This window comes from Rhodococcus sp. 008 (assembly GCF_001682295.1).
Taxonomy (GTDB): domain Bacteria; phylum Actinomycetota; class Actinomycetes; order Mycobacteriales; family Mycobacteriaceae; genus Rhodococcus_F; species Rhodococcus_F qingshengii.
Genome location: NZ_CP012749.1, coordinates 6,394,763 through 6,408,444, shown reverse-complemented (window position 1 = coordinate 6,408,444; position 13,682 = coordinate 6,394,763). Strand labels below are relative to the sequence as shown.

Genomic DNA, 13,682 nt, shown 5'->3' with positions numbered 1-13,682 from the left:
TCGTGAATTGTCATTCGGGGTTGGTTGAGAGGATGACTTTGCCCAGCGCTCGTCGACTCATGACTTCCTCGAGTGCGGTAGGAGCATTGATCAGCGGGTGGATGCTGTTCACATGAGGAGACAGAGCGCCACCGTCGTACATGTCGAAGAGCGCTCGCATGTTGTCCGCGTTGCACTCCGGATTACGCTTCGCCCATGCGCCCCAGAGAACTCCATGTAGCGCCCCGCCAACGACGAGGAGGCGATTCATGCCGATCTTCGGAATCTGCCCCGAAGCGTAGCCAACCGTCAAATATCTTCCTGCGGTGGATAATGCGCGCACCGCTGTAGCGGCGTGATCTCCACCGACCGGGTCGTACACCACGTCTACACCGGACGGTGCGACCTGTGCGACTCGTTCGCGAAGGTTGCCCGTTGTGTAGTTGATCAACTCGTCTGCTCCATGTTGCTTACAGACCTCGAGTTTCGCCTCGGAGGACGCCGCCGCCACCACGCGTGCACCCAATGCTTTGCCGATCTCGATTGCGGTGAGCCCGACGCCCCCGGAGGCACCCAGGACGAGCAATGTCTCTCCTGGTCGGATCGCAGCTCGGTCGACGAGTGCGTGGTAGGACGTTCCGTAGGTAACCACGAATCCGGCAGCGTCGGAGAAACTCATGGAATCAGGGATGACAAAGACCTTGTCGCTGGTGACCGCCACGAGTTCCGCGTATCCGCCCATGCCGCAGAAGGCCATGACTCGCATCCCCGGGGTGACCCCTTGGACGTCCGAGCCGACACTGTGCACTACACCCGCGACTTCCGACCCTGGAATGAAGGGGAGTGGGGGTTTAGTTTGATACGTTCCGGCGACGATCAACCCGTCGGGAAAATTGACACCCGCCGCCTTGACCGAGACGAGAACTTGGTTCGGTGTCGGCGTGGGATCGTCAATTTCTGTGAACTGCAGTTGATTCGGCAAACCCAGCTGGGTACATACGTGCGCCTTCACGGCCGCTCCGAAGGTACGAGGGGCGTCCGCACGAAGGTTGCCCACGCCTTGACCGCCAATCCGCCGGTCTGCCGCGTGCAGGCGAGTTCGACGTCGATCTTGTCACCTTCGTCGTCCGCATAGGTTCGTTCGACAAGCGCTGAGCATGTCAGAGTGTCTTCGGGCCAAACCTGTTCGAGGAACCGAACTCGTATCGCTCGGATGTTCTCTGCACCCAGCCAATCGGTGGCGAAGGTGGCCAGGAGCCCAGCTTGGAACATCCCGACCGAAAACGGACTCGGGTACCCCGCCGCCTCGGCGAAAACCTGGTCGTGATGAATCGGATTCATGTCTCCCGACGCACCTTGGTACCTGACGAAATCGGTGCGGGATACCGGACCGACAACCCACGGGGTCGGGACTGACACTGTGTTGATCAAGATTCCTCCACAGTCGGTCGAGCAGTTTCCACTCCGGTCATAGTTGCCCGAGCAATGAGATTTCCCTGTTCGTCTTCGAAATCCGTTGTCATCACGGCAAAAGTCATCTCGCCGCCCTTCCGTCCCTGCTTCGTGTAGATGTCGACGATCCGCGAAGTGCAGTTCAGACGAGTACCTGCGCGGGGAGGTGGACCGAAGAACTCGTACTTCTGTTCGGCATGGAGTCCGCGTTTGCCGTCGAGCTCTACCTTCCGCCACGGATCCGAGCCCTCTGTCTGCCAGAGGAGGGTCGTGGTGAGAAACGTCGGGGGCACTACCGGGAACTCGTCTTCGACATAGTTCCGATTGCTCGAATACGTGGCAACGGCGAACTCACGAATCTTGCCGCGCTCGATGTCCATACGGAACGGGGTGCCCGTGATACCTAGTGACTCTTTGTCGACCACAGCTTCTCCTTCAGACCCCATGGGTGGCTATGCATGTTGGCTACTTACCGAAACGACTTCGCCCGTCATGTACGACGAGTAGTCGCTTGCAAGAAAGACCATGACGTTGGCGACCTCCCACGGCTGTGCCGCACGACCGAAAGCCTCACTCTTGCTGAGCTGTTCGAGCAGTTCGTCGCTGGTCACCTTGGCAAGGTGAGGATGCATCGCGATGCTCGGTGCAACCGCGTTGACCCGGATTCCGTGCGGTGCCACGTCGAGTGCAGAGCATCGTGTGAGCGCCATGACGCCGGCTTTCGCTGCGGCGTAGTGCGACTGCCCTTCCTGCGCACGCCAGCCGATGACCGACGCGTTGTTGACGATCACCCCCGACCCTCGTGGAATCATGACTCTCAACACTGATCGTGTGGTGCGGAAAGTGCTCGTCAGGGTCACATCGAGTACCGAACACCACTGCTCGTCGGTCATACTTTGAATGCTCGCCGTCCCGCCGAGGCCTGCGTTGTTGATGAGGACGTCGATGGATCCATACTCGGCAACCACCCGATCGACCATTGCGTCGATCTGCTGATTGTCCGTGACATCGCAAGGAACAGTGAGTGGGCGGGTGCCGAACTCGGACTCGATGCGGTCGGCGGCCGCGATCAATCTGCGCTCATGCCGGTCACTGATCGCCAGTCGGGCACCTTCGGCAGCAAAGCGTTGTGCCGCTGCGAATCCGATTCCAGTTCCCGCTGCTGCTGTCACCAGAACGGATTTGCCTTCAGCAAGGCCGTGTCCCGGACCAGGGATCGGCGCAGTCGTCTCAGACAATTTCACTCATCGCCTCTGTCAACTCTTCCACCGTCCATCGGGAGTCTCTGGCGATGGTCTTTCCGTACTGCCACCCGAGAAACTGGCGGACTTCGCCGCCTTTGGCGTAAAACACCTGACCAGTGGCGGGGCACTTCTCGGTGAGCAGATAGGCCACAACTGGCGAGACGTTGCCTGGATGATAGGTGTCGAATGTACTCGGATCGTCAGGTGCTGCAACAAGTTCCTTGATACCGGGAACGTTCTCGGTCATCCGTGTCCTGGCCACAGGCGTAATTGCGTTGACTCGCACACCGTATCGGGCGACCTCCTGTGCGAGGATCGTTGTCAACGCTGCGATCCCGGCCTTCGCGGCGCCGTAGTTGCTCTGACCGACGGCACCGAGCAGCCCGGAGGTGCTCGATACGTTCACGATCGACGCCGCGACGGTTTGGCCCGACTTCGAACGCTCGCGCCAGTAGTTGCCGAATACAGTGCAGGGCGCGAATGTAGCGCGTAGTTGTCCCGAGATCACGTCGTCCCAATCTGCCTCGGGCATGTTCAGAAACATTCGATCACGCAGGATGCCGGCATTGTTGACCAGGCCGTCGACCGAGCCGAATGCCTCGAGGGCCAGGTCCAGGAGTTCGCTCGCGCCGTCGATCGTCGTGACGTCCGCGACACTGGCAACTGCGATTCCTCCGGCCGCGACGATTTCGTCGACGACCGATGCCGCAATACTGATGTCGTTTCCGTGCCCGTCCGGTCCGGCGCCGGTGTCGTCGACAACCACTTTTGCGCCTTCGGCCGCAAGTAGCAGGGCGTGCTCCCGGCCCAAACCACGACCGGCGCCGGTTACTATGATTACTCGATCTTTCAGCTGATTCATTTCAGTTCGTTGTTCCTTTCACGTTTTCAGTTGACAAGACTCGACTGTCCAATTCGGGTGCGGGTGTGAGTCGAGCAAGGACGGCCTCCGCGTCCTGCATGATGCGTTCGACGAGTTCTGCGCTACTGGGGATGTCGTCGATCAGTCCGACGACCTGCCCGGTCGCCATGACTCCGATATCCGTGCGGCCGTCGAGGAGTGCGGATCGGTACAGCATCGGTGCGTTGGCGGCCATCACAACTTGCCGCCAGCCGAGTTCGTGGCTCTTCCGCATTTCCAGGCCTTCACGTATCAACTTCGACCAGGGTGTTCCCGAGAGACGTTGGAAAGCAACAGCATTGCGGGCAGCACGTAACATGCGCGTCGGTCCGTGGCTTGATTCGAGTTGATCGATCGTTCCTGCGCGCAGCACACGCTGAGGAACCCCGTCGATCTCGAGTGTGACCACGGTGTCGTTGACCGACTTCGAGAGATAGACATCTTTGACTGCCTGAGACACCGGTGAATCGCTGGTGAGCATGAAGCGAGTCCCCATCGCGATTCCGTCTGCACCGTAGGCGAGTGCTGAGACGAGACCTCGGCCGTCGAAATATCCGCCTGCCGCGATAACGGGGATGTCGACGGCGTCGACTACCTGTGGCAGAAGCAAACTCGTGGGGACTGCGCCTGTGTGTCCGCCGCCCTCGCCGCCTTGAACGACAACTGCGTCAACTCCCCACGCTGCAACTTTCTCGGCATGTCTGCGAGCTCCGATCGACGGCACGACAACAAGGCCTGCATCTTTGAGTCGGCCGATCAGCGCCTGGTTCGGTGCGAGCGCAAAGGAGGCGATCTTGACCCCCGATCGAATGAGAAGTTTGATTCTGCGATCGATGTCGTCCTGGTTGGCTCGCAAGTTCACGCCGAATGGTTGGTCGGTGCGGTCTTTGACGTAATCGATGGCGCTGCCGAGTTCGTCGTAGGTCAGCATCGCCCCGGCGATGATTCCCAAACCGCCGGCTTTGGTTGTGGCCGCCGTAAGTCGGGCGTCCGAGACGTACCCCATGCCGGTCTGCACAATCGGATACTTCACACCGAAGAGTTCGCAGATACGGGTGTGCAGTGGCCCGGTACCTGAGTTCAGCACGGTCATGCCGGTACTTCCTTGTCACGTAGGTTCCGTGGATCGATGACGTTGCGAATCAGGTCGAGTTCCTCGCTTGTGGGGGTTCGAGTAGTGGGTACGGCTTTGGGCAGGTGGAGTTCGAACCCGGTTGCGGCTACTACTTCCTCGACGGTTACGCCGGGGTGAGTCGACACCAGACGCAACTGTCCGCTATCCGGCTCGAAGTCCAGAACTGCGAGATTTGTGACAACTCGTCGTAACTCGTGGTATCGGCTGGCCGACGGTCCGGCCTTGCGTGCATTGTCGTTTCCGACACCGGAAACCATGTCGACCTGTGAAGTGAGAACGCGTGCACTGTGTTTCGGCACCCAGTAACTTGTCGGGTGATGCACGGTATTGCTCGGCGCTCCGCGGACTCCCAAGAGTTGCACTGTCGGCCGCGAATGATCACCTATCGCGGAGATGTTGCAGTTCCCATAGGAATCGAGCTGCGTGGGAATCATCATGATGTGCCGTTTGCCATTCCAGACGAGATTGAAGATCTGGTTGAAGGGCAACCACGATTCGACCTCGCCTGCCGGAGTTCGGTCGACGGCCCACGTGCCGCGCACGGCTGACGCTTCTCCGTCGGACAACACGAGATCGGGTTCGAAAGTGTGACGCGCCAATCGCACACCGATTGCAGGTATCACGCCGAATGCGCTCGCGATCACTTCACCGTTGCCTCGGTACGCCTCGGCGCACGCGATCGCGCAGACCTCTGCCCGAGTGGCGTCACTCATGCCGGCACTCCTTCGAATTCCGCAGCGACGAGTCTCTGGTAGTCGGCCTCGGAGCCGGACAGATATCGGTCGACGAAGCGTTGCCAAGCTTCTGGATCTTTTGCTGCAGTGGCATATTCGAGTTGGAAAGCCTCGTCACGATCGTAGTCGGGTACGCAGGATGTGAAATGCGCACCACCTGGAGCGTGAACGACTCCCGATACAAGCAACCGGGGAATTCGAATCGTCGACGGATGTGCATCCGCGGTCAACTCCGCAGTGGGAACCACTTGTTCGCAAGAGACATAGACCGATTCGGCAGCTAGGCAGAACAGGTCGTCGAAGTACAGGTCCGGCCCGAGGTATTGGGCATTGCCATGCATGTCCGCGCGGTTCATATGTACCAGCGCGGCATCGAGGGGGAGCGCCGGCATCGCAACCAATGATTCGCCCGCATAAGGATCGACGATCGTCTGCAGTTCCGGATTCACACGGAGGACGTCGGAACCGAGTCCCGCGCGAGTCGGCAGGTAGGGCATACGGATCCCGGCCGCGTACAGGCCCCATTGGAGCATGCCCTCGTCGTATTCGCTGACCTCGATACGACCAGCCTGTCGGGCTGCTCTGAAGTGAGGGTCCAGGGGGATCGAGTCCAGCGAGACGAAACCGAACACAACCTTTCGAACCTTTTCGGCTGCGCACAACAACCCCACATCAGCTCCGCCGTACGACACAACGGTCAGATCGGTCAGTTCTGACTTGAGGATCTCTCGGATGAGTGACATCGGCTTCCGGCGCGAACCCCACCCGCCGATTCCGATTGTCATTCCCGATCTCAGTCGACTTACGACATCTGCTTCCGACATTGTCTTGTCCGACACGCGTCCGTCCTCTCCTGGTATTTCACGAGCGCTCAAAGTCTCGTATCAAACGTTTGCTACGCGGTACGGAGCGACTGTAGCAAACGTTTGATTCGCGGTATAGAGTCAAAATTGCAACCTCGTCAGAGGTGACACGTGAAGACTCGTCAGGAGGACTTGAATGGAATGGTCGGATCGTCACGACTTGATACTCGAACAGGCTGCAGAACTGTTCGCCACCAAGGGGATCGCGGGCACCAAAGTTCGCGATATCGCTGATGCGGTGGGAATTCTGTCCGGAAGCCTTTATCACTACTTCCCATCGAAGGATGCAATCGCGAATACGATTGTCACACAATATCTTCAGGCGCTCACGAGCGCATACGGGTCGATCCTGGAATCTGCCGGTGACCCACGTACTCGCCTCGGTTCGCTGGTTCGAGCTTCGTTTCAGGTCAGTCAGGCGCACCCACACGCCTCCGAGATCTATCAGAACAACAGCACCTATCTCCGGAAACTTGACTCCTATCACGACATCCGTGAGGCCGCCCGTAGCACCAAGGACGCCTGGATTGCTGTTATCGAATCCGGAATGAGCGCAGGCGAGTTTCGATCGGACCTGCCGGCGGAGATTCTCTACGGACTGATTCGCGACGCTGTGTGGTTGTCGCTCCGATGGTTCAGCCCCACAGAGGAGTTCGGTCTTTCAGAGCTCGCCGATGCCGTCGTTTCGGTGTTTCTCGACGGCATCGATGCGCCGCTGAAATCAGCATCTGTCGGAAGTGGTCCCGCGTGTGAGGGTGTGAGGTCGTGAACCCGGCACCGCAGGGCGACAACGGTTTGTGTGAGCCCCTGGTGGCGGCGTGGTTCCGTGAGTATCTGCCCGATGCCACGCAAGGATTGCTCGAATTCGAACGGATCGCCGGTGGACGCTCGAACCTGACTTACTCGGTGAGCGACGAGGCAGGTTCTCGATGGGTGCTACGTCGACCCCCGCTCGGAATCAGGCATGCATCCGCCCATGATGTAATTCGCGAAGCTGACATTCTCGAGCGACTGCAGAACGTGCCGGTTCCGTCACCGATCGTTGTAGGCAAGTGCATTGACGAATCTGTGACTGGTGCTCCGTTCTTTGTCATGGACTTCATCGACGGCGCAGTCCTGCGTGATCCGGAGGTAGTACGCGCGAAAATCCCGTACGAAACGCGAGCCGGATTGGCCGCGGAACTGGTTCGCAATCTTGCCGCCCTGCACTCGGTCGACCCTCGTGAGATCGGATGGAATGCTCTGGCCGATCGGACGGACTACATCGATCGTCAGTTGAATCGGTGGTTGCGGAACTGGAAGGGTGATCGTGTGCGAGATAGCCTCGACCTCGAACGCACACATGCCAAGTTGTCTCGAAATATTCCCCCTCAGTGCAGTAGCAGCGTCGTGCACGGTGACTTTCGCCTTGACAACTGCATTGTCGGCGCCGACGGCGTGATCGCCGGAATACTGGATTGGGAACTGGCCACGGTGGGTGACCCCTTGGCAGACCTGGGTCAACTGTTGGTCTATTGGGCCGAACCCGATGACGATGTTTGTGCATTGGAGAATGCTCCGACTCGAATCGAAGGGTTCCCGTCGCGCGATGAGCTGTTGGACGTCTATATCTCTGCGGCCCAACAAGATGCGGACTTCAATATCGACTTCTACATTGCGTTCAACTGGTGGAAGATCGCATGCATTGTCGAGGGTGTGTACAGCCGCACGCTACGTGGCGCGATGGGCGAAATCGAGCGGTCGGCGGAATCGTTCGGCGCCCAGGCGGACAGGCTTGCGGCACAAGCGTGGCGAATGGCCCAACGGATTTGACGGAAATCTTCCGTGCGACTTTCTGGTCTAGTGGAATATGCCTCCGGGGCAACGTATTTCGCCCTTCTCTGTTCATGTTGCGGCGTTAACGTCCACCGTGATCCTTCTGTGAATGCTCCTGAGGTTTTTCTCTTCACACCCGATGTCAACATGGCACAATTTGTCACACTGAGATCGTTCGAACATCCGACGGTGACGGACGGCCTGGTGTCGCGGTGCTGTTGCAGCGGGCCGTAACCAGTAAGCCCGGTAGCGCTTTTCGGCTCCACGTGCCCCACATGCACCATAAATTGTGGGAATGACTTCAAGGAATTCGCATGCAAGCTTCCGCTCGTGCAGACGCTACGACCCCGGCGGGGTTCCTGGATCGACTGGCGTCGGTCATGGATGCTTTCGAAGTGTCCGGACAGCTCACTCTCAGTCAAGTTTCGCGAATTACCGGCTTGCCTCGTTCGTCGGTGCATCGCATGCTTGAGCAGCTCGTCGCCAAGAAGTGGCTCCGGCGGGATGGCACTGATTACTGCCTTGGAATCAGATTGATGGAGCTGGGAAGCCTTGCAATACAACAGGATCGATTGTATTCGGTCGCTTTGCCCTTCCTCCGCGAGTTGCATCGAGTGACCGGACTGGTAGTGCAGTTCGGAGTGCTGGACGCGCCGGATGTCGTTTACCTCGACAAGATCGGCGGAATGCTGTCCGGTGTAGTTCCTACTCGTGTCGGCGAATGTTCTTCGGCCGACAGGTCGGCTCTTGGACGTGCGCTCCTTGCGTTCGGAGGCTCCCCTGTGGGCGCTGAAGCGCCGATGACTCTAAGGCAGGAACTCAGTCGAATACGTGATACCGGCGTAGCGTACGGCGCGGGGCTGTTGAGTCCCGGCCTCAATTGCGTTGCTGCACCGGTTGGGCCGCAAGGAAACGCGATTGCTGCCGTTGCTGTTTCCGGTCCGTCCGCGATGCTCAAACTCGACTACCGAAGTGCGGTACCTGTCCGCCTTGTAGCGTCATCGATTTGGGGGGCGGTTGGCCAAACTGCGACACATTTCGATGTTCAACGCACCATGCGTAAACTGCGAGCGTTGCCGTCGGCGGGGCCCAGGCGTATGCGTTCGTGAACGTCGATGATCCGTAGACTTGGTCCTGCGCTGCCGCCTCGAATCGCGGCAAATGGCGATGGGGGTGAGACGAGGCTGGCCTGGCGTCTCGATGTCCAGTCGGTGGCGGAACTGATCGAAGGCGAAGTGGACGGTTCATGGCTTCCGCAGCCGATGCCAGGGTTCTTCCTGTTCGACTCCGAAGCACGGTGGCGCACCGTGCGATACTGGCATGAGCATGGTTCAGTGTCTAACTCCCCGTCGCTCACCCAACGGCGGAAGGAGCAGGCAAAGTTGGAGATATCACGTTGTGCTGCAGAGCTTTTTGTCCTTCGCGGCGAGAATCCGGTGACTGCCGAGGGCATTGCACGCGCAGCTGGAATCGGACTTCGCACGTTCTATCGATACTTCGGACGAAGGAAGATGCGGTGAGGCCGATACTCGCCGACGGGATCGACGAATGGCTCGGGTATATCGCGTCCAGTTCGCCGGGTACGCCTGTTGTTCAGGTGCTGGCATCCGCCGCCCGCGTCGCACTGAATTCACCTGCTGCAACACCCGATGCGATTGCGTTGATTCGCCGACTTCAAAGGACTGTTCCTGGCGATCCGGCGATCCGGCGATCCGGCGCTTCGGAACGCGTGGTGAGCTTGGTCAACGACACCGAGACTGCATTGGTGCTCGTACTGCGTGATTTGATGGGACCCGGCGCAGACCCACTGGAAGTGCGTTTGCTTGCAATTGCAGCGAACACGGCCCAGCGGATGGCCGTTGTCGCGTGGGTTGACGGGGACTCCCCGGCGTATGGCGACGGCTCGCCTGCGGAAGTTGCGATGAGGTGTATTCGCATTCTGACCGCGGGACTGGGGCACGTGTCGACCTGAACGCCACTGGCCTTGTCGCATTCGTATTGATCGGCGCTGAACGAACTGGCCGTTCTACTTCCGCATTTTTCTAGAACGTGTTCTACTTTATTGAAGGTTGGCGGGCTATCAATGGAGGCGGAAGATCATGGGTCAGGTTCTGGACAACATCTCACAGTTCGCCGACGAGATCCGCGCCGACGGGGTCGAGGGCGACAAGCTGATGCGCTTGACGGACGGCAGCGCGAAGCGCTTGCGCGACTCCGGCGTCATCCGGATGTTCCAGCCGAAGGAGTTCGGTGGCCTCGAGGCGCATCCGCGTGAATTCGCCGAGACGGCAATGGCTATCGGCGCGATGGACGGTGCCACGGGCTGGGTCAGCGGCATCGTCGGTGTGCATCCGTGGGAGCTTGCGTTCTTCGACCGCAAGGCTCAGGAAGAGGTGTGGGGAACCGATCCTGATACGTGGATGGCGTCGCCGTATGCGCCGATGGGTGTGGCGAGGCCGGTCGAGGGTGGGTACATCCTCAACGGTCGTTGGTCGTTCTCGTCCGGTACCGATCATTGTGACTGGATCATGATCGGCGCGATGGTCGGTGACGAGTCCGGCAAGCCGTTGATGCCGCCGAAGCACCTGCACGTACTGCTGCCGCGCTCCGATTACGACATCGACCAGGACAGCTGGAATGTCGTGGGCCTGCGCGGAACCGGGTCGAAGGATCTGATCGTCAAGGACGCATTCCTGCCGACTTACCGCACGATCGACGCCGGAAAGGTGTACGACGGGACGGCGTGGAAGGAAGCGGGTCGTACGGAGACGTTGTACAAGTTCCCGTTCTCGTGCATTTTCCCGTTGGGGATCACCTCGTCGTTGATCGGTATCGCCGAAGGTGCGTTGGCGTGCAACATGGCTGCGCAGCGTGAGCGTGTGACGGTCAGTGGTGTTCCGATCAAGGAAGATCCGTACGTGCTGTTCGCGATCGGTGAGGCGGCGGCTGAGATCGCTGCTTCTCGGGCTGCGATCTTGGAGACGGTGGATCGTTTCTGGGACATGACGGAGAAGGGGCAGGAAGTTTCGTTCGAGCTTCGTGCGATCGGTCGGCGTACGCAGACTGCTGCGGCGTGGCGGGCGGTGCGGGCGGTGGACGAGATCTTTGCTCGTTCCGGTGGTGGGGCTTTGCAGTTGAACACGCCGATGCAGCGGTTCTGGCGTGACGCTCATGCCGGTCTCGCGCATGCGATTCATGTGCCTGGCTCCATTTTCCATGCGTCGACGCTCTCGCAGCTCGGCGGCGAACCGCAGGGCATCCACAGGGCAATGATCTGAGCCGTCCTGGGGACACCCGGAGGTGTCCCCATCGCGGTTTTCGTGGGGGTCGATGAGCATGTCGGTGAATCTGGTCGATGACCTCGGACTGTCCGCAGAACCCGCATCGGAGTGACGGCCAACGCGCAATGTGGGTTATAGGGCAAACACCGATAGGCTGGCGGTCATGGCTGAGTTCATTTACACGATGAAGAAGGTGCGCAAGGCGCACGGTGACAAGGTCATCCTCGATGACGTCACGATGAGCTTTTACCCCGGCGCGAAGATCGGTGTCGTCGGACCGAACGGCGCTGGTAAATCCAGCATCCTCAAGATCATGGCCGGACTGGACCAGCCGGGCAACGGCGAGGCATTCCTGGCTCCGGGCGCGACCGTCGGCATCCTCATGCAGGAGCCGGAGCTCGACGAGACCAAGACTGTTCGCGAGAACGTCGAGGACGGTCTCGGAGAGACGATGGTCCAGCTCAAGCGGTACAACGAGATCGCCGAGCTGATGGCTACGGATTACTCCGACGAGCTCATGGAAGAGATGGGCGAGCTGCAGGAGAAGCTCGATCACGCAGATGCGTGGGAGATCGACTCGCAGCTCGAGCAGGCTATGGACGCCCTGCGCTGCCCCCCGCCGGAAGAGATGGTCACTCACCTCTCCGGTGGTGAGAAGCGACGCGTTGCGCTCTGCAAGCTGCTGCTGAGCAAGCCCGACCTCCTGCTCCTCGATGAGCCCACCAACCACCTCGACGCCGAATCTGTCCTGTGGCTCGAGCAGCACCTCGCTGCTTACCCCGGCGCAATCCTCGCCGTGACTCACGATCGTTACTTCCTCGATCACGTCGCGCAGTGGATCTGTGAAGTCGACCGCGGACGCCTGTACCCGTACGAGGGCAACTACTCCACCTACCTGGAGCAGAAGGCTGCACGCCTCGAAGTTGCCGGCAAGAAGGATCAGAAGCTGCAGAAGCGCCTCAAGGACGAGCTCGCATGGGTTCGTTCCGGCGCCAAGGCCCGCCAGGCCAAGAACAAGGCTCGTCTCGATCGCTACGAGGAAATGGCGAACGAAGCAGAGAAGACGCGCAAGCTCGACTTCGACGAGATCCAGATCCCGGCACCGCCGCGCCTGGGTGACGTGGTCGTGGAGGTCTCGAACCTCGACAAGGGCTTCGACGGTCGCGTTCTGATCAAGGATCTCTCGTTCACGTTGCCGCGCAACGGAATTGTCGGCGTCATCGGCCCCAACGGTGTCGGTAAGACGACGCTGTTCAAGACCATCGTCGGTCTCGAGGAGCCTGACGCCGGTGAGGTCAAGATCGGTCAGACGGTCAAGCTGAGCTACGTCGACCAGAACCGTTCCGGAATCGACCCCAAGAAGACGGTCTGGGAGACCGTGTCGGACGGGCTCGATTTCATCGTCGTCGGCCAGACCGAGTTTCCCTCGCGTGCGTACATCAGCTCGTTCGGTTTCAAGGGTCACGATCAGCAGAAGCCGGCCGGCGTCCTCTCCGGTGGTGAGCGCAACCGCCTGAACCTGGCGATGACGCTCAAGCAGGGCGGCAACCTGATCCTGCTCGATGAGCCCACCAACGACCTCGACGTCGAAACCCTCGGCTCGCTGGAGAACGCTCTCGAAGAGTTCCCCGGCTGCGCCGTCGTGATCTCGCACGATCGCTGGTTCCTGGACCGGACCTGTACCCACATCCTTGCGTGGGAAGGTGGCTTCGGCGACAACGAGGCAGCCTGGTACTGGTACGAGGGCAACTTCGAGGGCTACGAGGCGAACAAGGTCGAGCGACTCGGCCCCGACGCCGCACGCCCGCACCGCGTGACTCACCGCAAGCTCACCAGGGACTGATCCGGTGTCCGACGTATACACGGCGCAGATCCAGGTCCGGTGGGGCGATTCCGACCGGTTGGGTCACGTCAACAACACGCGTTACGTCGAGTACATGCAGGAAGCGCGCATCCAGTTCCTGGAAGCGAAACTGGCGCCGCTCGGCGGCCGGCCGGGATACCTCGTGGTTCGAAAGATGACCGTCGAGTTCCTCAAGCCGGTCACCGATCGGTCCGGTCCCTTGAATGTGGAGATCTTCACGACTCACGTCGGGACTTCCTCGTTCACGGTTCGGCACGTCATCCGTGACAACGCGGGTGTCGAATGCGCTTTCGGCGACGCGTTGATGGTCGGATTCGACACGGTGTCCGAAAAGTCCAGACCGCTGGCGGACAGCGAACGCGCGGTGCTCGAAGCATCGCTTGTTCAGATGACGACATCGTAGATTTCGTTTCT

At 59.9% G+C, this 13,682-nt stretch carries 16 protein-coding genes; 8 read left to right on the top strand and 8 right to left on the bottom strand.

The window, feature by feature from the left end; genetic code table 11:
* Positions 1 to 10: 10 nt before the first annotated feature.
* Genes AOT96_RS29590 through AOT96_RS29555 form a run of 8 tightly spaced genes read right to left on the bottom strand, consistent with a single transcriptional unit; the run spans position 11 to position 6,284 of the window.
* On the bottom strand, positions 11 to 991 hold the full coding sequence (locus AOT96_RS29590) for an NADPH:quinone oxidoreductase family protein (RefSeq protein ID WP_065352975.1): 981 nt from the start codon (positions 989 to 991) through the stop codon (positions 11 to 13).
* Positions 988 to 1,410 carry a MaoC/PaaZ C-terminal domain-containing protein gene (locus tag AOT96_RS29585; protein ID WP_030537578.1) on the bottom strand — a complete coding sequence of 141 codons (423 nt, stop codon included), beginning with the start codon at positions 1,408 to 1,410 and terminating at the stop codon, positions 988 to 990. The genes AOT96_RS29590 and AOT96_RS29585 overlap by 4 nt, the downstream gene beginning before the upstream one ends.
* Entirely contained in the window at positions 1,407 to 1,856 is a 450-nt protein-coding gene (locus AOT96_RS29580; protein WP_003945322.1) for an FAS1-like dehydratase domain-containing protein, read from the bottom strand. Before AOT96_RS29580 ends, AOT96_RS29585 begins: the two co-directional genes overlap by 4 nt.
* 27 nt (positions 1,857 to 1,883) lie before the next feature.
* Positions 1,884 to 2,669 (bottom strand): SDR family oxidoreductase, encoded by a 786-nt coding sequence (locus tag AOT96_RS29575; protein ID WP_202426741.1) that lies wholly within the window; start codon positions 2,667 to 2,669, stop codon positions 1,884 to 1,886.
* Positions 2,662 to 3,537 (bottom strand): SDR family NAD(P)-dependent oxidoreductase, encoded by an 876-nt coding sequence (locus AOT96_RS29570; protein ID WP_047270853.1) that lies wholly within the window; start codon positions 3,535 to 3,537, stop codon positions 2,662 to 2,664. The genes AOT96_RS29575 and AOT96_RS29570 overlap by 8 nt, the downstream gene beginning before the upstream one ends.
* Position 3,538: 1 nt before the next feature.
* Complete coding sequence (locus AOT96_RS29565) at positions 3,539 to 4,669, bottom strand: NAD(P)H-dependent flavin oxidoreductase (protein WP_047270852.1); 1,131 nt, start codon at positions 4,667 to 4,669, stop codon at positions 3,539 to 3,541.
* Positions 4,666 to 5,424 carry a CoA-transferase subunit beta gene (locus AOT96_RS29560; RefSeq protein ID WP_030537574.1) on the bottom strand — a complete coding sequence of 253 codons (759 nt, stop codon included), beginning with the start codon at positions 5,422 to 5,424 and terminating at the stop codon, positions 4,666 to 4,668. The genes AOT96_RS29565 and AOT96_RS29560 overlap by 4 nt, the downstream gene beginning before the upstream one ends.
* Positions 5,421 to 6,284 carry a CoA transferase subunit A gene (locus AOT96_RS29555; protein ID WP_007733364.1) on the bottom strand — a complete coding sequence of 288 codons (864 nt, stop codon included), beginning with the start codon at positions 6,282 to 6,284 and terminating at the stop codon, positions 5,421 to 5,423. The genes AOT96_RS29560 and AOT96_RS29555 overlap by 4 nt, the downstream gene beginning before the upstream one ends.
* Positions 6,285 to 6,444: 160 nt before the next feature.
* Between AOT96_RS29555 and AOT96_RS29550 the strand changes: the two genes are divergently transcribed.
* The 8 genes from AOT96_RS29550 to AOT96_RS29520 all read left to right on the top strand — a co-directional run bounded on the left by AOT96_RS29550 (position 6,445) and on the right by AOT96_RS29520 (position 13,671).
* Positions 6,445 to 7,077, top strand: coding sequence for a TetR/AcrR family transcriptional regulator (locus AOT96_RS29550; protein ID WP_030537573.1), 633 nt, complete (start codon positions 6,445 to 6,447; stop codon positions 7,075 to 7,077).
* Positions 7,074 to 8,120, top strand: coding sequence for a phosphotransferase family protein (locus AOT96_RS29545; protein ID WP_007733366.1), 1,047 nt, complete (start codon positions 7,074 to 7,076; stop codon positions 8,118 to 8,120). The genes AOT96_RS29550 and AOT96_RS29545 overlap by 4 nt, the downstream gene beginning before the upstream one ends.
* A gap of 317 nt (positions 8,121 to 8,437) precedes the next feature.
* Entirely contained in the window at positions 8,438 to 9,232 is a 795-nt protein-coding gene (locus AOT96_RS29540; RefSeq protein WP_065352694.1) for an IclR family transcriptional regulator, read from the top strand.
* Between the two features lie 6 nt (positions 9,233 to 9,238).
* The gene (locus AOT96_RS36470; protein WP_230691720.1) at positions 9,239 to 9,643 is read left to right on the top strand and encodes a TetR family transcriptional regulator; all 405 of its coding nucleotides are present in this window, start codon (positions 9,239 to 9,241) and stop codon (positions 9,641 to 9,643) included.
* Complete coding sequence (locus AOT96_RS36135; RefSeq protein ID WP_231917366.1) at positions 9,640 to 10,095, top strand: hypothetical protein; 456 nt, start codon at positions 9,640 to 9,642, stop codon at positions 10,093 to 10,095. Before AOT96_RS36470 ends, AOT96_RS36135 begins: the two co-directional genes overlap by 4 nt.
* 127 nt (positions 10,096 to 10,222) lie before the next feature.
* Positions 10,223 to 11,401, top strand: coding sequence for an acyl-CoA dehydrogenase family protein (locus tag AOT96_RS29530; protein ID WP_065352693.1), 1,179 nt, complete (start codon positions 10,223 to 10,225; stop codon positions 11,399 to 11,401).
* A gap of 166 nt (positions 11,402 to 11,567) precedes the next feature.
* Positions 11,568 to 13,247 (top strand): energy-dependent translational throttle protein EttA, encoded by a 1,680-nt coding sequence (gene ettA, locus AOT96_RS29525; protein ID WP_007730925.1) that lies wholly within the window; start codon positions 11,568 to 11,570, stop codon positions 13,245 to 13,247.
* Positions 13,248 to 13,251: 4 nt separating this feature from the next.
* Entirely contained in the window at positions 13,252 to 13,671 is a 420-nt protein-coding gene (locus AOT96_RS29520; protein WP_003944475.1) for an acyl-CoA thioesterase, read from the top strand.
* The last annotated feature ends 11 nt before the right edge of the window (positions 13,672 to 13,682 follow it).

What these genes read in the sequence shown, in the direction of transcription:
- AOT96_RS29570 (WP_047270853.1), bottom strand. Translation starts at nt 3,537, where the DNA reads ATGAATCAGCTGAAAGATCGAGTAATCATAGTAACCGGCGCCGGTCGT.
- AOT96_RS29565 (WP_047270852.1), bottom strand. Translation starts at nt 4,669, where the DNA reads ATGACCGTGCTGAACTCAGGTACCGGGCCACTGCACACCCGTATCTGC.
- AOT96_RS29560 (WP_030537574.1), bottom strand. Translation starts at nt 5,424, where the DNA reads ATGAGTGACGCCACTCGGGCAGAGGTCTGCGCGATCGCGTGCGCCGAG.
- AOT96_RS29550 (WP_030537573.1), top strand. Translation starts at nt 6,445, where the DNA reads ATGGAATGGTCGGATCGTCACGACTTGATACTCGAACAGGCTGCAGAA.
- AOT96_RS29540 (WP_065352694.1), top strand. Translation starts at nt 8,438, where the DNA reads ATGCAAGCTTCCGCTCGTGCAGACGCTACGACCCCGGCGGGGTTCCTG.
- AOT96_RS36470 (WP_230691720.1), top strand. Translation starts at nt 9,239, where the DNA reads ATGATCCGTAGACTTGGTCCTGCGCTGCCGCCTCGAATCGCGGCAAAT.
- AOT96_RS29530 (WP_065352693.1), top strand. Translation starts at nt 10,223, where the DNA reads ATGGGTCAGGTTCTGGACAACATCTCACAGTTCGCCGACGAGATCCGC.
- ettA (WP_007730925.1), top strand. Translation starts at nt 11,568, where the DNA reads ATGGCTGAGTTCATTTACACGATGAAGAAGGTGCGCAAGGCGCACGGT.